Genomic DNA, 19,212 nt, shown 5'->3' on the forward strand with positions numbered 1-19,212 from the left:
TGAAAGCGAGGAAATAGATCATGGCAAAAATCATCGGTATTGACTTAGGTACAACGAACTCATGTGTTGCAGTAATGGAAGGTGGCGAACCAGTCGTCATCGCTAACGCAGAAGGAAACCGTACGACACCATCTGTCGTCGCATTCAAAAACGGCGAGCGTCAAGTAGGGGAAGTCGCAAAACGTCAAGCGATCACGAACCCGAACACGATCATGTCGATCAAGCGTCATATGGGTACGGACTATAAAGTAGAAGTTGAAGGCAAAGACTACACACCACAAGAAGTCTCTGCGATCATCCTTCAAAAACTAAAAGCGCAAGCAGAAGACTACCTCGGTGAAAAAGTCACAGAAGCTGTCATCACAGTACCTGCTTACTTCAACGATGCAGAACGCCAAGCGACAAAAGACGCTGGTACGATTGCTGGTCTTGATGTAAAACGGATCATCAACGAGCCTACAGCGGCAGCACTCGCATACGGTCTCGAAAAAGGCGAAGATCACACGATCCTCATCTATGACCTTGGTGGCGGTACGTTCGACGTGTCGATCCTTGAACTCGGTGATGGCGTCTTTGAAGTTGTTTCAACTGCTGGTGACAGCCGTCTTGGTGGAGATGATTTCGACCAAAAAATCATCGACCATCTTGTAGCAGAATTCAAAAAAGAAAACGGCATCGATCTTGCTCAAGATAAGATGGCGCTTCAACGTTTGAAAGATGCAGCTGAAAAAGCGAAAAAAGACCTTTCAGGTGTTTCTTCAACACAAATCAGCCTTCCGTTCATCACAGCTGGCGCATCAGGTCCACTTCACTTGGAAATGACACTTTCACGCGCGAAATTCGACGATCTCACAGCAGATCTCGTTGAACGTACGATGGAACCAACACGCCGTGCTATGAACGATGCAGGTCTGACACCAGACAAAATCGACAAAATCATCCTCGTTGGTGGTTCGACTCGTATTCCTGCAGTTCAAAAAGCAATCCAAGACTTCACTGGTAAAGAATCGTTCAAAGGGGTTAACCCGGATGAAGTCGTTGCACTCGGTGCAGCGGTTCAAGGTGGCGTATTGACAGGAGACGTCAAAGACGTCGTTCTTCTCGACGTAACTCCACTCTCACTCGGTATCGAGACAATGGGTGGCGTGATGACGAAATTGATCGATCGCAACACAACGATCCCGACTTCGAAATCACAAGTCTTCTCGACTGCGGCAGACAGCCAACCAGCTGTTGACATCCACGTCCTCCAAGGGGAACGTCCAATGGCAGCAGATAACAAAACACTTGGTCGCTTCCAATTGACGGACATTCCGCCAGCACCACGTGGTGTGCCACAAATCGAAGTTAAATTCGACATCGACGCGAACGGTATCGTTAACGTTTCTGCGAAAGATCTCGGAACGAACAAAGAACAGTCGATCACGATTCAATCATCAAGCGGTTTGACTGAAGCGGATATCGAGCAAATGGTCAAAGATGCAGAAGCAAACGCGGACGCAGACAACAAGCGTAAAGAAGAAGTCGAATTACGCAACGAAGCAGACCAACTCGTCTTCGCAACAGATAAAGCAATCAAAGACCTCGGTGAGCAAGTCGCTGACGCTGATAAAGAAAAAGCAGAAGCTGCAAAAGAAAAAGTAACAAAAGCTCTCGAAGGAACAGACATCGAAGCAATCCGTTCTGCAAAAGACGAATTGTCGACAGTCGTCCAAGAGTTGACACAAAAAGTCTACGAGAACATGGCACAGCAACAAGCGGGCGCTGAAGGCGCACAAGCTGGTGGTCAAGACGACAACGTCATGGACGCTGAGTTCGAAGAAGTCGACGAGAAAGACAACAAGTAATTCATCCGACCGATTTTTCGGGCGCTAGAGAGAGCCAAAGCGTATCCGCGCTTTGGCTCTTTCCATGTCGCACGAAGTTCGGTAAAATCAAACAGTATGAAATGAATCGGAATAGAGAGAGGAAGACTGCACGTGGAAAAACGCGATTATTATGAAGTACTAGGCGTCGCGCGCGATGCCTCATCAGCGGAAATCAAACGCGCGTACCGTAAGCTTGCCCGGACGTACCACCCGGACGTCAACAAGGAAGCGGATGCGGATGCGAAATTCAAGGAATTATCGGAAGCGTATGAAGTGTTATCCGATGACAATAAACGAGCACGTTACGATCAATTCGGTCACCAAGATCCATCGCAAGGTGGCGGTGGATTCAGTGGAGCTGAAGGATTCGGAGACATCTTCGACATGTTCTTCGGTGGCGGACGTCGTCAAGATCCAAATGCACCACGTAAAGGACAGGATTTACAATACGTCGAGGAAATCGACTTCATGGAATCGGTCACAGGCGTCGAGAAGACGATCACGATCCCAGTCGAAGAAGATTGCGGGACATGTCATGGTTCGGGTGCTAAACCAGGATCACAGCCGGAAACATGTAAACGATGCGGTGGTTCGGGTCACATCAACGTCGAACAAAACACGATGTTCGGTCGTGTTGTTAACCAAACGACATGTTCAACGTGTCACGGCCGTGGACAAATCGTCAAGGAGCCATGTGAAACATGTCGTGGAGCTGGTCGCGTTCGTAAAAACAAAGATGTCCGTGTCAAAATTCCAGCAGGAATCGATAATGGGCAACAAATCCGCTTAGCAGGTAAAGGGGAAGCCGGTGTCAACGGTGGACCAGCAGGTGACTTGTATGTCGTCGTTCGTGTCGCAGCACACGAACTGTTCGAACGTGTCGACGATCATATCGTCATGGATATGCCACTTACATTCGCGCAAGCAACACTTGGCGATGAAATCGAAGTGCCGACTGTTCACGGTAAGGTCAGTCTGAAGATTCCAGCCGGAACACAGACAGGATCACGGTTCCGGCTCCGTGGAAAAGGGATGCCGAACGTTCGGTCCGGTCACCATGGCGACCAGTACGTCAATGTCGTCGTCATTACACCGAAGAATCTGACGGAACGTCAAAAAGAACTCTTACGGGAATTCAATGAAATCAGCGATGAAAAAGGTGTCGAAGAGCAACACGAAGGTGTCTTCAGCCGGATCAAGACATTCTTTACAGGGTGATCACTACAGAGGAGCGTGACAAGAAATGAAATGGTCAGAGATCTGTGTCCATACGACACAAGAAGCCATCGAAGCAGTTTCAAACATCTTACATGAAGCGGGAGCAAGCGGAGTCGTCATCGAGGACGTCGAAGATTTCGAGATGATGTCCCACCGCGAAGATAACTTCGGTGAAATTTGGGATGAGACGAAACGAGACGAGTACCCGACTCAAGGTGTACTCGTGAAGGCGTATCTTGCAGAAAGCAGCGATTTGACGGACACGATCAAAGGCATCGAACATGATATCCAGCAGTTGACGAACTTCGGTCTGTCGATTGGCACGGGTGCTGTCACGCTGACTCAAGTAGATGAAGAAGATTGGGCTCATTCATGGAAACAATTCTATAAGCCAGTCAAGATCAGTCGCCATCTGACGGTCGTCCCGATGTGGGAAGATTATACACCACAACCGGATGAAAAAATCATCGAGCTCGATCCAGGCATGGCATTCGGAACGGGAACACACCCGACGACGGTCCTCTGTATTCAAGCGATTGAGAACTACTTGCAAGAGCAAGACCGTGTCGTCGATGTCGGAACGGGATCCGGTGTCCTAGCGATTGCAGCAGCGAAGCTTGGGGCAAAGGATGTCTTTGCACTCGATTTAGACGAAGTCGCTGTCAAATCAGCGACGGAAAACGTCGCTTTGAACGAAGTCAGTGAGCAGATCACGGTCCGTCAAGGTGACTTGATGAAGGAATTGAGTGAGCCGGTCGAGTTGATCGTCGCGAACATCTTAGCGGAAGTCATCCTTCTCTTCGTCAAGGATGCCTATACGTTGACGTTACCAGGCGGTCATTTCATCGCTTCCGGTATCATCAGTCAGAAGAAGGATATGGTCGTACAAGCGATGCAAGAAGCAGGATTTACGATCGTCGAGACGACGAAGCTTGAGGACTGGGTCGCGATCATCGCGAAACGGGAGGCGTAAACGCATGCAACGGTATTTCGTCGAGCCCTCGATGCGTCAGGGAGATGTGTTTCATCTCCCGAAAGACGACGCACACCATATGAAAAACGTCATGCGGATGGAAGTCGGCGGAGAGATTCTCGTACTCGACGGGACAGGTCTTTACCGGTGCCGTCTGGAAGCACTCGATAAACAAGCGGCTTCTGCCCGGATCGAAGAGACTCTACCGATCGAGACGGAATTACCGATTCGTGTGACGATCGCCCATGGATTGCCAAAAGGCGATAAGATCGAACTCGTTGCCCAAAAAGCAACGGAACTCGGGATCCATCATCTACGAATTTTCGAAGCCGACCGTTCCGTCTCGAAATGGGATCAAAAGAAGGTTCCGAAAAAGATTGAACGACTCGAAAAAATCGTCAAGGAAGCAGCGGAACAATCGTACCGTGCCCACTTGCCGACAGTCGACTTCGTGGCGTATGATGAAGTCTTACAGGATGCATCGAACTATACGGCTTGTCTGGTTGCCTATGAAGAATCAGCGAAACAAGGGGAGGCCTCCGTCCTCGCTACGACGCTTGCTGGATTGCAAGAGGGTGATTCCCTTCTTGTCGTCATCGGACCTGAAGGTGGGTTCGCTGAAGCAGAAATCGCACGTTTGACGGATGCCGGTTTTAAAAAAGCCGCTCTAGGGCGTCGCATCTTACGGACGGAAACGGCACCATTGTATGTCCTTTCCGCCGTCTCGTATCATTTTGAATTGAAAGGGTGAACGAAATGGCAACTGTTGCCTTTCAAACGCTTGGCTGTAAAGTCAACCATTACGAAACAGAAGCTGTCTGGCAACTGTTCAAGGACGCTGGCTACGCACGCGTTGATTTTGCTGATCATGCGGACGTGTATGTCGTCAATACATGTACGGTCACGAATACCGGAGATAAGAAAAGTCGCCAAGTCATCCGACGGGCGATTCGCCAAAATCCGGATAGTGTCATCTGCGTAACGGGTTGTTATGCTCAAACGTCTCCTGCTGAGATCATGGCGATTCCTGGCGTCGATGTCGTCGTCGGAACACAAGATCGGCATAAAATGATTGGATACATCGAACAATTCCGTGAAGAACGCATGCCAATCAATGCGGTCGGAAACATCATGAAAGCAAAAGTCTATGAAGAACTGGATGTACCGGCCTTTACGGACCGGACACGGGCTTCGCTGAAAATTCAAGAAGGTTGTAACAACTTCTGTACGTTCTGTATCATCCCATGGGCGCGTGGTCTCATGCGGTCTCGTCAACCGGAAGATGTCTTGAAGCAAGCACAACAGCTCGTTGATGCGGGTTACAAAGAAATCGTCTTGACGGGAATCCATACAGGTGGATACGGAGAAGACTTGAAAGACTACAACTTAGCAAAATTACTTAAAGCACTCGAATCCGTCAATGGACTTGAACGCTTGCGCATTTCGTCGATCGAAGCGAGTCAAATCACGGATGAAGTACTTGATGTCCTGAAGGATTCGCCGATCGTCGTTCGTCACTTACACGTTCCGATCCAGTCTGCATCCGATACGGTCCTTCGCCGGATGCGTCGTAAATATACGATGGCGGAATTCGGAGAACGGATCACGCGTCTGAAGGAAGTCCTGCCTGACTGTGCAATCACGTCAGATGTCATCGTTGGTTTCCCAGGCGAGACGGAAGAAGAGTTCATGGAAACGTTCAACTTCATCAATGATCATAAGTTCAGTGAATTGCATGTCTTCCCGTACTCGAAACGGACAGGAACACCGGCTGCGATGATGGACGATCAAGTCGAGGAATCGATCAAAGAAGAACGCGTCGCGCGTTTGATTGCCTTATCGGATCAACTCGCGAAGGAATATGCTTCGAAATACGAAGGAGAACTGCTTGAGATCATTCCGGAAGAATTTTCGGAAGAAGCAGGCGGTCGTCTCGTCGGTTACACGGATAACTATCTGCGTGTTGCAATTGAAGGCGATGAGTCAATGATCGGACAACTCGTTCGTGTCAAAATCACGAAAGCCGGCTATCCGATGAATGATGGTCAATTCGTTCGAATCATGCAGACATTAAAAGACGCTGCGGTCTAATCGAAAGGGCAAAGGAAACCTCTGGTTTTCTTTGCCACTTTTTTTGTTTTCATTTCAGGAATGCGCTACACTGAATACAGTTCAATTAAGGAAAGAGGATATCATTCATGCGAATCAACAAATTCATTAGCGAAACGGGCTTTTGCTCAAGACGTGCTGCCGATAAACTGATCGATGCAGGTCGTGTGACGATCAACGGTCTGACAGCAGAACTCGGCTCGCAAGCTGAAGAAACGGACGTCGTTGAAATCGACGGTCAGCCGCTCCAGACAAAACCAAAACCTGTCTACATCGTCTTAAATAAACCAGTCGGCATCACGTGTACGACAGAGCTTGATATCGAAGGAAACATCATCGATTTCGTCAATCATCCGAAGCGGATTTTCCCAATCGGTCGCCTCGATAAAGATTCAGACGGCTTGATTCTTTTGACGAATGACGGTGATGTCGTTAACCGGATCTTACGAGCAGAAAACAATCACGATAAAGAATATATCGTAACCGTCGATGCACCAATTACGGATACGTTCATTCAAGGGATGGCGAGTGGTGTTGACATTCTCGGTACGACAACGAAGGAATGCATCGTTGAACCACTTGAGACACGGACATTCCGGATCATTTTGACGCAAGGGTTAAATCGTCAGATTCGCCGTATGTGTAAAGAGTTCGGCTACCGAGTTAAGCGTCTCCAACGCGTCCGGATCATGAACATCGAGCTTGGCGATTTACCGATTGGTTCTTGGCGTGATTTGACAGAAGAGGAATTACGCGAGTTGTTTACGACGCTTGACGGGCAATAAGGTTCAATGAAAGTCGCCACTGGCGGCTTTCTTCATACATAAGGGGGATGACCGTGGATAAACGGGGTATGAGTGCGACATTCGTCGCCTATGTGATTGGTGGACTGTTGCCGATCTACAAAGTATTTGCTGCTGGTATTCCAGCATGGACGGTCGTTTCAATTCGGATATTGAGTGCGTTCATCTTCGTGACGTTGTTACTACGCCTGACGAAGAAATTCCAATTCGTTCGTCAATTATGGCAAAACAAACGCCAGCGCTATACCGTTCTTGCGGCAGGGCTCGTATTAGGCGGGAACTGGTCGCTCTATCTGTACGCCATCGGGGAAGGGTATATCGTTGAGTCGTCACTCGGGTATTACATCAATCCGCTCGTCAGCGTCTTGTTCGGTTTGATTTTTTTTAAGGAACGATTGACGCGTCCGCAAGTGATTGCAATTTTATCAGCAATCATCGGTGTGATGATTTTAACGCTCGGTTATGGTCAATTTCCGATCATCGCCTTTTCACTTGCCGTTTCGTTCGCATTTTACGGTGTACTAAAGAAAAAGGCAGCAGCCGAACCATTATCCGGATTATTTTTAGAGACACTCGTCACGCTTCCGTTCGCTCTCTTGACGCTTGGTGTGACAGATAGTCAACCGCTTGCGATGCCGACGAGTGCATTGATTGCGATCATCATGCTCGGAATCGCAACAGCAGTCCAATTGATGTTATTCGGATACGGAATGCCGAAAATCCCGTTCGTCTACGTCGGGATTCTCCAATACATTGCCCCGACGCTGACGCTGCTCCTTGGAATTTATCTATTTAATGACGTCTTTACGACGATTCACTTCATCGCTTTCCTGTTCATTTGGATTGCTGTTGCTCTCTTTACGATCAGCGGTTTATCGGCAGGAAAGATGCGAATGAAAAAGGTATCATAATGAAAGAGGGGATTACGTGAATCTACCAGGATTCTTTGCGACACTTGTCGCGTATATCATTTGGGGACTCTTACCGCTCTACTGGAAGATGCTCGCCAATGTACCGAGTGAAGAGATACTGGCACACCGGATCATCTGGTCATTCTTATTTCTGCTCATCTTATTATCATTTCAAAAAGCGCTTGGGAAGTGGAAGACGGCGCTGCGCGATCCGTTCACGCGCCGACTCTTTTTCTTAAACGGACTGATCATCAGTCTGAACTGGTTCATCTATATCTGGGCCGTCAATCATCAATTTATTGTCGAGGCATCGCTTGGCTATTATATCAACCCGCTCGTCAGCATCGTCTTCGGTGTCGTATTCTTTCGTGAAAAGCTCTCACGGATCGAGTGGGTATCGATTGTCCTTGCGACAATCGGTGTATTGATTTTGACGATTGGCTACGGCGAGTTTCCATGGATTTCGATCGCACTTGCCTTAAGCTTCGGCTTTTACGGCGTCGTCAAAAAGCGGCGACCGCTCGAATCAACGGTTAGTCTGACGCTTGAGACGATGGCGCCGCTTCCGCTTGCTTTGATTTTCCTCGGCTATTGGCAAGTACAAGGGACGTCTTCGATGACCGAATCTGTCGGTACGACGACCGGACTCATCTTGACCGGGATTGTCACCGCTGTTCCACTTTTGTTATTCGGATTCGGGGCACAACGGATTCCATTCACGTGGGTCGGATTCCTCCAATTCGTCGCACCGACCTTGTCGCTTGGACTCGGTGTATTGCTTTATCACGAACCATTTACTAAAACACATATGGTGGCGTTTACATGTATTTGGACAGCAGCAATCGTCTTTACGCTCAATGGTGTCTGGATTCGGAAAAAACAGCTCCGAAAAGTCGCGTAAAAAGATAGAAGTCTGACCTCTTGCGTGATAGAATAAAAACAGAGTCTAAGGGATACCCTTAAGGAGGACAACAAACATGAATTTAGCAGGAATGATCGACCATACGGCACTGAAGCCAGAAACATCACGTGCTCAGATCGAAACACTCTGTAAAGAAGCATTAGAATACAAATTCGCAAGCGTCTGTGTTAACCCAACATACGTCGCGTTAGCAGCAGAACTCTTAAAATCAGATGACAACGTCAAAGTATGTACAGTCATCGGCTTCCCACTTGGAGCAAACACGCCAGAAGTGAAAGCATTTGAAACAAAAGATGCGATCCAAAACGGTGCAACAGAAATCGATATGGTTCTCAACATCGGCGCATTAAAAGATGGTGATCTTGAGTTAGTTGAACGTGACATTCGTGCGGTTGTCGAAGCGGCAAACGGTACACTCGTTAAAGTCATTTTCGAAAACTGCCTTCTTACAAAAGAAGAAATCAAAACAGCTGCTGAACTTTCAGTTAAAGCAGGTGCTAACTTCGTGAAGACATCGACTGGTTTCTCAACTGGTGGTGCTACAGTTGAAGACATCCGTCTCATGCGTGAGACAGTTGGTCCTGACATCGGTGTTAAAGCATCTGGTGGTGTTCGCGACTTCGAAGGTGCAAAAGCAATGATCGATGCAGGTGCATCGCGAATTGGTGCATCAGCAGGAATTGCAATCGTTACAGGCGGTACGTCTGATAGCGACTACTAAGAATATCTGACATGTCCCTCTTTTTAAGAGGGGCATGTTTTTTTGTTATGAAAGCATTCTGATTTTAAATTTTGTATTAAGAAGTCAGACATCGCTTCCGATAATCAGATGTAGAATGTTGGAAGGGTGTGGAATAGATGAAACGATGGAGTGGAATCATCCTGGCATCGACACTTAGCCTCGCAGGGTGCGGTAGTGTCATCGATGATCCAGAACGGGCAGTCAAGGAAAGAAAGGAAATGGCAGTCGTCTTGTCTGATGTGGGTCTTGGCGATCAGTCGTTCAGCGATGCGGCAATGAGTGGTATGGCGTTGTTACGCGAGAAGGAAGGCTGGTCGATCGATTACCGAGAATTGAATGAAACGAAGACTTATAAAGCAGCATTCGAAGCGTTAGCGAAAAAGAAGCCGACCGTTATCGTCGGACTCGGCTTTATGGGACAGACGGATCTTGAAACGGTTGCTAAAAAATATCCGAAACAACAATTCGCCTTGATTGATGCTGTTTCGACGTTACCGAACGTGCTCTCGGTTACATTCAAGGAAGATGAGGGTAGTTACTTAGCCGGTGCTGCGGCAGGGATCCAAACGAAGACGAATACGATTGGTTTCGTCGGTGGGATGAAGTCACCTCTGATCGAAAAATTCGAAAAAGGATACATAGCTGGCGCAAAAGCCGTCAATCCAAAAACAAAAGTACTCGTCGAATATGCCGAAGACTTTGCAGCGCCCGAAAAGGGACGGACGCTCGCAAACGAAATGATGCAGAAAAAGGCAGACGTATTATACGCAGCTGCTGGATTGACGGGAAGTGGTGTCCTTGAGGCAGCACAAACGAAGGGGAAAAAAGCCATCGGTGTCGATAGCGATCAGACCGCGATTGCACCTGACGCCGTCATGACGTCAATGCTAAAACAAGTTGATCTTGCGATTACGAAAATCGGACAAGATGTAGCTGCGAAAGGTCTACAGTCCGGACAAGTCGTCCTTGGCGTCAAAGAAGGAGCGATCCAGTTGGCTCCAATCCGAAACACGAACTTTACGGACGGAGAACGAAAAAAATTAGAGCAGCTGCAGCAAGATGTGCTCGAAGGTAAGGTGACGATCCAATGACGTTACGGAAACGATTTTTACTCTCAACGTTAGTGACGATTTTGAGTGTCGTCATCTTGATGGGATGGACTTTGTTCCAGCTCCGTCAAATTCAGTCCTACAACGAAGATTATGGGAAACAGCTCGTTGAGATCTCAGAACTTGAAACGAAGCTCTTATACGAACAAGCAGCCTGGAACCGACTGGCAAGCCAACCGTCTGAGAGTCAGGCGGAGCAAGTACAGGCACTTAGTAAAAAGAACGAACAAGCATTAAACGAATTACAGAAGACGTATTTGATTCCTGCATTTCAAGAAGAGTTGAACCGGGCGGATATGAAGTATAAGACGCTTGCAACGAAGCGGACAGAACTGACGGACGCGATGAATCCGATTGAAATTCGCTCGCACGCTGCACAGATTGAGGGTGTCCTCAGTGATCTCTACACGTTACATACGAAAAATGGAGAGTTTTATGATGTCTTACAACGTGAAGCAAAAGACGAGACATTAAATCTGACGCGGACTGTCTTGATCGCGACATTCATTCTCCTGATTGGTCTTGCGTTATACAACTGGTACTTCGCACGTAGCATCACGCGACCGATCAGCCGTGTCGTCCGGACGGCAGAACAGATTTCGGACGGAGACTTATCGCAGGAATTAGTCGTATCCGGTCGAAAAGATGAGATTGGTCGACTCGAGACAGCGGTTGCGCAGATGCAAGGAACATTGCATGAGGTCATCGGAACGATTAGTCGTTCGTCGAACACGATTCGTCAGATGAGTACGGAAGCGACGACAGAGAACGCGAACATCGTTGAAGTATCGGGAAACATGACCCATGCGATCAATGAGATGGCAAGTGGGACACAAACAGTGTCGGACGATATCCAGACGACAGTCAGTACGATGTCCGATATGCAACTGCTCTTTGAAGAGAGTGAACAACGTGCACAAACGGCTTATGCAGAAGGACAGGCGGCCGATCACGTGATGGTTCAAAGTAGTTCCGTCATGGAACAGCAAGCACGGTCACTTCGCGCGTCAACAGAACAAAATCGCGAACTCGGTCAGAAACTGGAAGGTTTCTTAGAACAGACGCAACAAATTGAACAGATGGCACAACTTGTCGCGGGAGTCTCCGCGCAGACGAACTTATTGTCACTCAATGCGGCAATCGAGGCGGCACGGGCTGGAGAAGCTGGTCGAGGATTTGCCGTCGTGGCAAGTGAAGTTAAAAAGTTAGCAGATGAGACACACGAAGCGACGCGCTCGATCTTCTCGCTTGTCCGTTCGATTCGTCAGGACGGTGCTGTTTTACAAGAAGCACTCGTGCAAGCGGAGCGGGAGCAGACGAATCAGGTCGAGAACTTTACGCATGTTCAACAAGCTTTCGGTGAAACACGTCAAAAGGTAGCGAGTGTGACGGAAACCCTCGATTACGTGACGAAACAACTCGTTCATTCGAAGCAACAAGCCCGCCATGTCGTTGGTCAAGTCAGTACAGTCAGTGGTGTCATGGAAGAACTTGCAGCTGGAAATGAAGAGATCGCTGCTTCGATGCGTGATCAACAGGCCTCGTTTGAACAGATTCATCAATTGATGCAAGAACTCGAGTCGACGACGACGTCGCTTGACAGTCAGACACATCAATTCAAAATTTAATGAACACAGCAAAAAGTGCACTCCTTCTCGGGAAGAGAAGAAGTGCACTTTTTCTTGAATCGACTTAGAAGAAGCTTTCTGGGTCGAGCTCATTCGTCCGTCCATTCGCATCATACTGGTACCCACCATCGTGGATTTCAAAATGCAAGTGTGGACCAGTTGAGTTACCGCTGCTTCCGAGAACACCGATTTGCTGTCCTTGTTTGACTTGTTGTCCCTGTTTAACGTTCAAGGCATTCATATGGGCATAAACGGTCGTATACGTTTTTCCGTCGATATTATGAGAGATATAGACGTGGTTGCCGTAAGGACCACCTGAACTTGCTAAGATGACTGTCCCGCTTGCAGATGCAACGATTGGCGAGTTGAGTGGACCAGCGAAGTCGGTTCCATTGTGGTACGCATAACCATTGCTTCCGCTTGCTGCACCCATTCCTTGCGAAACAGAGCCTTGAGCAGGTTTGATGAATTTACCTTTTGCTTTTGAGATGACTTTCGTGCTGGCCTTGCTAACAGATGCTGGTGCTGCCGATTGTTTCGCAGCTTTTGCGGCAGCTGCCTTTGCTGCTCGTGCTGCTGCTTTTTCAGCTGCTTCCTGTGCCTTCAGTTGGGCCGATGCCTCTTTCAGGCTTAGGATATTGGATTCAATTTTTTTCTTTTGCGACGTCAGACGCTTCAAAAGTGCTGTGCGCTTTTGTTTTTCTTGTTTCAGTTCACGTTGTTTCTTTTTTAAAACATTACGATCTTCAATCAAGTCTTGGCGTGTCTGCTTTAGTTCTTCTTTCGCAGCTGCCAGTTCTTTTTTGTTTGATTCGTAATCTTTTAACAAAGAAGCATCGCTTTCCGCGATTGTATTGAAGGCATTGAAGCGGCTAATCATATCACCGACATCTTTTGCGCCGAATACGGCCTCAAGCAGCGGAGCGTTATCGGCTTTCGACTGACGGACCGCCAGACGATCACCGAGCATTTTTTCTTGTTTCTTGATTTTCTTTTGTAGCTTCTCGATTTTATCTTCTAATCGAGCAATCTGTTTCGTGTTCTCGTCGATTTTCTTTTGATTCTCGACGACTTGTAATGTCAGCCCATTAATCTGTTGATCCAGTGCGTAGACTTGTTGTTGTGCTTTAGATAACTGGTTATTCTTTTGAGACAACGCCTCACGTTGCTTCGATTGTTGTTGCTGGTTTTGTTGTTGCTTTTCTTTATATGAACTTGCCGCGTCGACGGGAGTTGTCGTCATGAGCGGACTTGCGAGTAGAGTGAGTGTCATGAGCGATAGCCCAATTGACTTTCCGAAAGGTCGTTTCATAAACTAAGCGTCATTCCTTTCCCTTGTATGAAGTGTTACCTTTCCCACTCTAACAAGAAAATCGGAAAATCAACTTTACAATTCTTTTAAAAAAATGCAAGAGAAGCTAGCGAAAAGTATGAAGAATTTATGAAAATAATGATTGATTAAGATTCGGATAAGGGCAAATCGTTGATATGAAGGGGAAGTTTATCGTGTAATCAATTGATTTCCGAATGATGTCAGAAGATATATTTTTGTAACATCATATCAAGAGAAGGTTTAAGAAGAATTGAGAAAGGTATAAGTATAGTTTTTGTAAAATGAAAATAATAATAGAGTGCCTAAATCAGGCACTCTTCATGAATCATTCTTCGTAAATCATTTTTCGTGTCATCCCGCCGTCTAGGACCAGTGTTTCTCCCGTCAAGAAGTCGTTATCTGGATGCGTTAGATAAAGAGCAGCACGTGCGACATCACTTGGTTTTCCGACGCGACCGGCTGGATGCTGACTGTGGTCTTCGGGTGATAATTCTTGGTAGTCACCGGTTTCGATCCAACCCGGAGCAATCGCGTTGACGAGAATTCCGTCTTCTCCGAGTGAGACAGCAAGTGCATGGGTCAGGGCAAAAATGCCACCTTTCGTCGACGCATAAGATTCTGTATGCGGTTCCGACATGAAGGCGCGGGTCGAAGCGAGGTTGACGATCCGACCACCACTTTTACTTTGTTTCAAATAGGGTGTAGCGGCCTTAGTCGTTAGAAAGATGCTACGCAGGTTCGTATGATGAACCCGATCCCATTCCTCAAGCGACAATTCGAGTAAGGGTTTTCGGATCATGATACCGGCGTTGTTGATGACGATGTCGATGCGACCCGTATGTTCAATCGCTTTTTCGATCAACAGTTGAACGTCTTTTTCATGTTGGATATCGAGGTGATAGAAGTAAGCCGTTCCACCATCTTCTTCAATTTGTTGAACTAGTTCGTCTCCTGTCATCTGATCGATGTCAGCAAGAACGACATTTGCGCCATGCGTAGCGTAGGTGCGGGCGAGTTCGGCACCAATTCCATTCGCCGCTCCCGTAATGATGACGGTTTGATTAACATGATTCATAAAAATCATCCTTTCTGTAACGCTTCTCTCCCTTTTTTACCGTTCCATCATATCCTGAAACCTGACAGGATTATCATACGTAGGAACAGGGAAATAGAAAAGCGTTGAAGTTACTTTAGAATGGGGGAAACAGGAATGAAATTCTCAAATCAACAATTAGAAAAACAACAAAATCAATATGCCGAAGATGCAAAAGATTATATCGATCGCCCGAAAAAGACGAACTCGCTGTTACAACGAGCAACTGCTAAAGTGAACGGGAACTCTCGTTTGTCCGTCGTCTTCTCGCCGTTGACGTTGTTCGTCGATATGATTCGCGCGTACCAGTCAGGTGAATATCGCAACATTCGTCGTACGACGATTTTAAAAGTAATCGGAGCGTTGATTTACCTCGTGTCACCGATTGATCTCGTACCTGATTTCGTACTCGGATTTGGTTTCGCAGACGATATCGCCGTCATCCTTTTCGTCACGAAAACAGTCTTTGAAGAGTTGACACGTTTCAGTGACTGGCAAGATGAACAACAAAAGCGTCGTACGCAACCAGTACAAAGTGAGGATGCGTATTAATCAAATAGATGATAATGATCCGAGCGACTTCACTATGAGAAGTCGCTCTTCTTTGTCTACGGAGAGCCGTTTCCTGTACGCCTTCTTGAAAGTTCGATACACTAGAAATAGTTGGTAAAGAGAGAGGGGGGCGAAGATGGGACACCATTGGATGGAATCATACGGTTATATCGGGATCATGATGACGCTCATGTTTCCATTCATACCGAGCGAAGTACCGCTCGCGTATGCCGGATATCTCGTGCATACCGCACAGGCGAATCTTTTATTCATGTTGTTCCTCGCTGTAGTGAGCTTCGTCATTAGTCAGAACCTCTTCTTTACGATTGGTCAGTTCGGGAGTGAACGGTTATTGAATCGTTTATTCAAATGGTTTCGGATTTCGGAAACAAAAATGCTTCAGTTTCAGACACAAATGGAGACAAAGGGACGCTATATCCTTCTTCTGTCTCCGATGTGGCGCATCGGATTTGCGATTGGTGCCGGTCTGACTGGTGTTTCACGCTGGACGTTTACCGTCGTGACGACGATTTCCTTTTTCCTTTGGTCGGCGATTTTCATTTGGGGCGGGAAAGCCGTCGGACATGAATGGCGAAAATTGCACCACCTCAATCATCCAATAGTTTGGATTGGTTTAGGCGTGTTGATTACGGTTGGCTACTTGATTCAAAAAAAGAGAAAAGCAAAAAAAGAGATCTAAAAGGAGTGGGAACATGGCAATTATCTTATTCGATATTGACGGTACATTGATTGATTCAACGGAACAGATGACAGAAGCAATCCATCGAGCGATGGAGGACATGCCGCATCTTCCAAAACCTTCTCAATCGAGTGTACAAGCGAGCTATGGTTTGGCGGGAAGTGCCTTTTGGCGTAAGGCGATTCCGGAAGCCTCAGAAGAGGATATTCGGTTGATTCGTAAAAAAAGACATGGTCATCTAGAAGCGACGATGGCAGAACAGAACGTCTTGTTCGACGGAATTCGATCTTTATTAGAAGCGCTAGTTTCCGCTGGACATACCATTTCAACAGCGAGTAATTGTGGCAACCACTATCTAAACCTTGTGCTGGATAGCCAGAGAATTCGTTCATTCTTTACGAGTCCGAAATGCTTAGAATCCGTCAACGGGAAAGAAAAAGCGGATATCTTACGAGCGCACCGTGAGGAGTTTGGGGAAGCAACATACTGGATGATTGGGGATCGGTCTTCCGATGTCGAAGCGGCCCGTAAGGAAAACATGCCGGTCGTCTTATGCCAGTACGGTTTTGGTACACAATCCGAGTGGGATTCGGCGGACCATGTCATCGAGACACCGCTTGACTTACTGACAGTGATCAAATAAATGCATCAAAAAGCCAAGTTCGATCCGTCGATTTTTTAGACGGTCGGCTTGGCTTTTTTTGTGATGAAAGAACGCTAACGATGAACTTACTCAAAATCCAGTCGGTATGGCTCTGCACTCATCCATGGACGGAATCTCCGGAAGAGCAGATGGAACAACAGACAAAGAATGACGGGCAAGACGATGAATAATCCGAGAACGAATGTCATGTTGAACAATGTCCAGCCCCCTGACATCAGATGTAACGCATTGATCGGACCGATTAGACCAGACATCCCGAAGCCGGCACTAAACGGCGTACCTTGGACGCCGAGCATTCCTGCTAGTGCGCCAAGGATAGCAGCACTACACATGACAGGTAGGATCATCAATGGATTACGTATGAAGTTCGCCATCTGGATTTTAGGAGAACCAAGAAAATGAGCAATCGACGTTCCGCGTGAATTCGCTTGCCACCCGGCAATCGCAAGACCGAATCCAGCGGCACAGACGCCTAGATTCGCAGCTCCGGCGGCAACACCGGATAAACTGATGGCTGTCGCAATGCCGACCGTTGAAAGCGGAGAAACGATAAGTACGGAAAAAGTAATCGCAATTAGAATACCCATCAAGACAGGTTGAAGTGCCGTAAAGTCTGAAATGACATGTCCGATCGCTGTCGTGATCCGTGTCACGAACGGGTACATTAACACACCGATCCCACCGGCACCGACAATCAAAATCGTTGGCATGACAAGTACCGTATACGTCTTGAAACGCTCACCGATCAATAAGACGATTGCTGTCGCAACAGCTGCCGTCAGACCAGCATTGATGACGTCGCCCGTGCCGACGAAAACGAAGGTCGCATCTGCACGAGTTGCAACGCCTGATCCAACGACCGTCGCAAGACCAATCGACGTGGTCGCAATCGGAGTCACTTTAAATTGCATGGCTACGGCAACACCAATCACCATCGGCAAAAGACGCATCGCGAGTGTGGTGGCATCTAAAACATGCTGGGCTCCGGATACGTATGGCAATAATGCCTTAGCGAGTTCCCCGAGTAGTGCTCCTGGAATAAGGGCAACGAGAATTCCGATACTGAGTCCGTTTAAAACATGAACGGCGAATTGACGCGGCTGACGCAAAATAGATGAATCCATACAAGTCCTCTCCTTATGTAACGCTTTTATGCATAACAGTATAAAAGTTATGAATTGTGTTTTATCTTACGGCAAGAACAGAAGGACGTCAAGAAAAAGTTAGAAAATTCCAAACGAGCAAAGGATTCGTCTTTCAGAAACGGAATTGTTACAGTGAAGAAGTACATTGAATGAGGAGGTCATGAATCATGTCAGAACAACGTATCGTATTAGCAGCACGACCAAACGGAAAACCAACAGGGGAAACATTCCGCTATGAATCATTCGAGTTAGCAGAGCTGAAGGAAGGACAAGTCGCACTGGAGTCACTCTATATCTCGGTCGATCCATATATGCGGGGGCGTATGAACGATGCGCGTTCTTATTCGCAACCATTTGAGATTGATGAACCGATTCACGGAGGTGTCGTAGCACGTGTCATCGAGTCTAAAAGTGAAGGGCTCAAGTCAGGTGATGTCGTTGTTGGGATGCTCGATTGGGCAACAAAAGCAGTCGTCGATGCGAAAACCGTTCGTAAAATCGATGAGCAGATCGCACCTATTTCAACAGCACTCGGTGTTCTCGGAATGACAGGGATGACAGCGTATTTCGGATTGCTTGATATCGGGAATCCACAACCAGGGGAAACGGTCGTCGTATCGGCAGCAGCAGGGGCTGTTGGATCAATCGTTGGTCAAATCGCTAAAATCAAAGGAGCACGTGTCGTCGGAATCGCAGGAAGTGACGAAAAGCTACAACACTTAAAAGCAGATCTTGGTTTTGACGAAGTCATCAACTATAAAACGGAAGACATCCGAGAGGCATTGGACCGGACATGTCCAGACGGGATCGATATCTATTTTGAAAACGTCGGCGGAGAGATTGGTGATGCAGTCCTTGATCGACTCAATCCATTCGCGCGGGTACCAGTCTGCGGTGCCATTTCTGGATATAACGCACAACAGGACATTGGTCCACGTGTTCAATCGAAATTAATCATCGCGCGCGCGCGCATGCAAGGTTTCTTAGTGGGCGACTATGGAAAACGTTTTAAAGAGGCAGCTGAGCAACTTGGTCAATGGGTTAGTGAAGGGAAGTTGCAATACGAAGAGACGATCTTTGAAGGATTCGATCGTGTACCAGATGCGTTCCTTGGCTTGTTCGATGGTTCGAACACAGGGAAACTACTAGTAAAAGTTAAGTGAACATGCCAAAAGAGGTTGCGGAATCATTTCCGCAACCTCTTTTTCTATGGCGTGAGATTCACGAATTTTTTCGATCGCGCTCGAGCTCTTCTGGATCAGGATCCGGATGCTGTGTTTCCGCAGGCTTGATTCCGGGATCTGATGTCTCAGCTGGATCAGGATCCGGGTGAAGACCAACGTCTGCCTTTTCATCTGGTAAATCATGATTTTTTTCGTTTAACATGTCCAGTCATCTCCTTTTATCAGTACGTAGTAATGTTTCCCCGTTTTTTAAATCCA

General features: G+C 47.3%; 19 protein-coding genes. 15 read left to right on the forward strand and 4 right to left on the reverse strand.

The window, feature by feature from the left end:
* Window positions 1-20: 20 nt before the first annotated feature.
* The 11 genes from dnaK (at window position 21) to KNQ08_RS00710 (ending at window position 12,283) form a co-directional block, all read left to right on the forward strand.
* Window positions 21-1,847 (forward strand): molecular chaperone DnaK, encoded by a 1,827-nt coding sequence (gene dnaK / locus KNQ08_RS00660; protein WP_035398411.1) that lies wholly within the window; start codon window positions 21-23, stop codon window positions 1,845-1,847.
* Between the two features lie 132 nt (window positions 1,848-1,979).
* On the forward strand, window positions 1,980-3,086 hold the full coding sequence (gene dnaJ / locus KNQ08_RS00665) for a molecular chaperone DnaJ (protein WP_214768975.1): 1,107 nt from the start codon (window positions 1,980-1,982) through the stop codon (window positions 3,084-3,086).
* Window positions 3,087-3,111: 25 nt separating this feature from the next.
* Window positions 3,112-4,059: a 50S ribosomal protein L11 methyltransferase gene (gene prmA, locus KNQ08_RS00670; RefSeq protein WP_029341002.1), complete on the forward strand. Its 948-nt coding sequence runs from the start codon at window positions 3,112-3,114 to the stop codon at window positions 4,057-4,059.
* A 4-nt stretch (window positions 4,060-4,063) separates the two neighbouring features.
* Window positions 4,064-4,810 carry a 16S rRNA (uracil(1498)-N(3))-methyltransferase gene (locus KNQ08_RS00675; RefSeq protein WP_058704804.1) on the forward strand — a complete coding sequence of 249 codons (747 nt, stop codon included), beginning with the start codon at window positions 4,064-4,066 and terminating at the stop codon, window positions 4,808-4,810.
* Window positions 4,811-4,815: 5 nt separating this feature from the next.
* Window positions 4,816-6,150 (forward strand): tRNA (N(6)-L-threonylcarbamoyladenosine(37)-C(2))-methylthiotransferase MtaB, encoded by a 1,335-nt coding sequence (gene mtaB / locus KNQ08_RS00680; RefSeq protein WP_023467445.1) that lies wholly within the window; start codon window positions 4,816-4,818, stop codon window positions 6,148-6,150.
* A 107-nt stretch (window positions 6,151-6,257) separates the two neighbouring features.
* The gene (gene rluF / locus KNQ08_RS00685) at window positions 6,258-6,953 is read left to right on the forward strand and encodes a 23S rRNA pseudouridine(2604) synthase RluF (protein WP_023467446.1); all 696 of its coding nucleotides are present in this window, start codon (window positions 6,258-6,260) and stop codon (window positions 6,951-6,953) included.
* A 47-nt stretch (window positions 6,954-7,000) separates the two neighbouring features.
* Window positions 7,001-7,882 (forward strand): EamA family transporter RarD, encoded by an 882-nt coding sequence (rarD, locus tag KNQ08_RS00690; RefSeq protein ID WP_238239084.1) that lies wholly within the window; start codon window positions 7,001-7,003, stop codon window positions 7,880-7,882.
* 16 nt (window positions 7,883-7,898) lie between these two features.
* Window positions 7,899-8,783, forward strand: a complete 885-nt coding sequence (rarD, locus tag KNQ08_RS00695) for an EamA family transporter RarD (RefSeq protein ID WP_050676932.1) — start codon at window positions 7,899-7,901, stop codon at window positions 8,781-8,783.
* A gap of 76 nt (window positions 8,784-8,859) precedes the next feature.
* Window positions 8,860-9,525, forward strand: a complete 666-nt coding sequence (gene deoC / locus KNQ08_RS00700; protein WP_214768979.1) for a deoxyribose-phosphate aldolase — start codon at window positions 8,860-8,862, stop codon at window positions 9,523-9,525.
* Between the two features lie 137 nt (window positions 9,526-9,662).
* Window positions 9,663-10,637, forward strand: a complete 975-nt coding sequence (locus KNQ08_RS00705; RefSeq protein WP_058704806.1) for a BMP family lipoprotein — start codon at window positions 9,663-9,665, stop codon at window positions 10,635-10,637.
* Entirely contained in the window at window positions 10,634-12,283 is a 1,650-nt protein-coding gene (locus KNQ08_RS00710) for a methyl-accepting chemotaxis protein (protein ID WP_214768981.1), read from the forward strand. Before KNQ08_RS00705 ends, KNQ08_RS00710 begins: the two co-directional genes overlap by 4 nt.
* 64 nt (window positions 12,284-12,347) lie before the next feature.
* On the opposite strand, the gene KNQ08_RS00715 is transcribed toward KNQ08_RS00710, so the two are convergent.
* Both KNQ08_RS00715 and KNQ08_RS00720 read right to left on the reverse strand, forming a co-directional pair.
* Entirely contained in the window at window positions 12,348-13,556 is a 1,209-nt protein-coding gene (locus KNQ08_RS00715) for a murein hydrolase activator EnvC family protein (protein WP_251133592.1), read from the reverse strand.
* Window positions 13,557-13,941: 385 nt separating this feature from the next.
* Entirely contained in the window at window positions 13,942-14,691 is a 750-nt protein-coding gene (locus KNQ08_RS00720; protein ID WP_050676928.1) for an SDR family NAD(P)-dependent oxidoreductase, read from the reverse strand.
* A gap of 135 nt (window positions 14,692-14,826) precedes the next feature.
* Here KNQ08_RS00720 and KNQ08_RS00725 point away from each other — a divergent pair, with 135 nt between their 5' ends.
* The 3 genes from KNQ08_RS00725 to KNQ08_RS00735 all read left to right on the forward strand — a co-directional run bounded on the left by KNQ08_RS00725 (window position 14,827) and on the right by KNQ08_RS00735 (window position 16,604).
* Window positions 14,827-15,261 carry a YkvA family protein gene (locus tag KNQ08_RS00725; RefSeq protein WP_029341012.1) on the forward strand — a complete coding sequence of 145 codons (435 nt, stop codon included), beginning with the start codon at window positions 14,827-14,829 and terminating at the stop codon, window positions 15,259-15,261.
* Window positions 15,262-15,397: 136 nt separating this feature from the next.
* Entirely contained in the window at window positions 15,398-15,961 is a 564-nt protein-coding gene (locus KNQ08_RS00730) for a DedA family protein (RefSeq protein WP_035398399.1), read from the forward strand.
* A 13-nt stretch (window positions 15,962-15,974) separates the two neighbouring features.
* Complete coding sequence (locus tag KNQ08_RS00735; RefSeq protein ID WP_214768990.1) at window positions 15,975-16,604, forward strand: HAD family hydrolase; 630 nt, start codon at window positions 15,975-15,977, stop codon at window positions 16,602-16,604.
* Window positions 16,605-16,690: 86 nt separating this feature from the next.
* Here the strand turns inward: KNQ08_RS00735 and KNQ08_RS00740 are convergent, their stop codons facing one another.
* Complete coding sequence (locus tag KNQ08_RS00740) at window positions 16,691-17,749, reverse strand: PTS sugar transporter subunit IIC (protein ID WP_214804382.1); 1,059 nt, start codon at window positions 17,747-17,749, stop codon at window positions 16,691-16,693.
* A 188-nt stretch (window positions 17,750-17,937) separates the two neighbouring features.
* On the opposite strand from KNQ08_RS00740, the gene KNQ08_RS00745 reads away from it, so the two are divergent.
* Window positions 17,938-18,933: an NADP-dependent oxidoreductase gene (locus tag KNQ08_RS00745; protein ID WP_214804383.1), complete on the forward strand. Its 996-nt coding sequence runs from the start codon at window positions 17,938-17,940 to the stop codon at window positions 18,931-18,933.
* Between the two features lie 58 nt (window positions 18,934-18,991).
* On the opposite strand, the gene KNQ08_RS00750 is transcribed toward KNQ08_RS00745, so the two are convergent.
* Window positions 18,992-19,156 carry a hypothetical protein gene (locus KNQ08_RS00750; protein WP_167507528.1) on the reverse strand — a complete coding sequence of 55 codons (165 nt, stop codon included), beginning with the start codon at window positions 19,154-19,156 and terminating at the stop codon, window positions 18,992-18,994.
* Window positions 19,157-19,212: the final 56 nt, after the last annotated feature.

Source organism: Exiguobacterium sp. s46, from assembly GCF_018618875.1.
Classification (GTDB): domain Bacteria; phylum Bacillota; class Bacilli; order Exiguobacteriales; family Exiguobacteriaceae; genus Exiguobacterium_A; species Exiguobacterium_A abrahamii.

What these genes read in the sequence shown, in the direction of transcription:
- dnaK (WP_035398411.1), top strand. Translation starts at nt 21, where the DNA reads ATGGCAAAAATCATCGGTATTGACTTAGGTACAACGAACTCATGTGTT.
- prmA (WP_029341002.1), top strand. Translation starts at nt 3,112, where the DNA reads ATGAAATGGTCAGAGATCTGTGTCCATACGACACAAGAAGCCATCGAA.
- KNQ08_RS00675 (WP_058704804.1), top strand. Translation starts at nt 4,064, where the DNA reads ATGCAACGGTATTTCGTCGAGCCCTCGATGCGTCAGGGAGATGTGTTT.
- mtaB (WP_023467445.1), top strand. Translation starts at nt 4,816, where the DNA reads ATGGCAACTGTTGCCTTTCAAACGCTTGGCTGTAAAGTCAACCATTAC.
- rluF (WP_023467446.1), top strand. Translation starts at nt 6,258, where the DNA reads ATGCGAATCAACAAATTCATTAGCGAAACGGGCTTTTGCTCAAGACGT.
- rarD (WP_238239084.1), top strand. Translation starts at nt 7,001, where the DNA reads ATGACCGTGGATAAACGGGGTATGAGTGCGACATTCGTCGCCTATGTG.
- deoC (WP_214768979.1), top strand. Translation starts at nt 8,860, where the DNA reads ATGAATTTAGCAGGAATGATCGACCATACGGCACTGAAGCCAGAAACA.
- KNQ08_RS00705 (WP_058704806.1), top strand. Translation starts at nt 9,663, where the DNA reads ATGAAACGATGGAGTGGAATCATCCTGGCATCGACACTTAGCCTCGCA.
- KNQ08_RS00710 (WP_214768981.1), top strand. Translation starts at nt 10,634, where the DNA reads ATGACGTTACGGAAACGATTTTTACTCTCAACGTTAGTGACGATTTTG.
- KNQ08_RS00715 (WP_251133592.1), bottom strand. Translation starts at nt 13,556, where the DNA reads ATGACACTCACTCTACTCGCAAGTCCGCTCATGACGACAACTCCCGTC.
- KNQ08_RS00720 (WP_050676928.1), bottom strand. Translation starts at nt 14,691, where the DNA reads ATGAATCATGTTAATCAAACCGTCATCATTACGGGAGCGGCGAATGGA.
- KNQ08_RS00725 (WP_029341012.1), top strand. Translation starts at nt 14,827, where the DNA reads ATGAAATTCTCAAATCAACAATTAGAAAAACAACAAAATCAATATGCC.
- KNQ08_RS00730 (WP_035398399.1), top strand. Translation starts at nt 15,398, where the DNA reads ATGGGACACCATTGGATGGAATCATACGGTTATATCGGGATCATGATG.
- KNQ08_RS00735 (WP_214768990.1), top strand. Translation starts at nt 15,975, where the DNA reads ATGGCAATTATCTTATTCGATATTGACGGTACATTGATTGATTCAACG.
- KNQ08_RS00740 (WP_214804382.1), bottom strand. Translation starts at nt 17,749, where the DNA reads ATGGATTCATCTATTTTGCGTCAGCCGCGTCAATTCGCCGTTCATGTT.
- KNQ08_RS00745 (WP_214804383.1), top strand. Translation starts at nt 17,938, where the DNA reads ATGTCAGAACAACGTATCGTATTAGCAGCACGACCAAACGGAAAACCA.
- KNQ08_RS00750 (WP_167507528.1), bottom strand. Translation starts at nt 19,156, where the DNA reads ATGTTAAACGAAAAAAATCATGATTTACCAGATGAAAAGGCAGACGTT.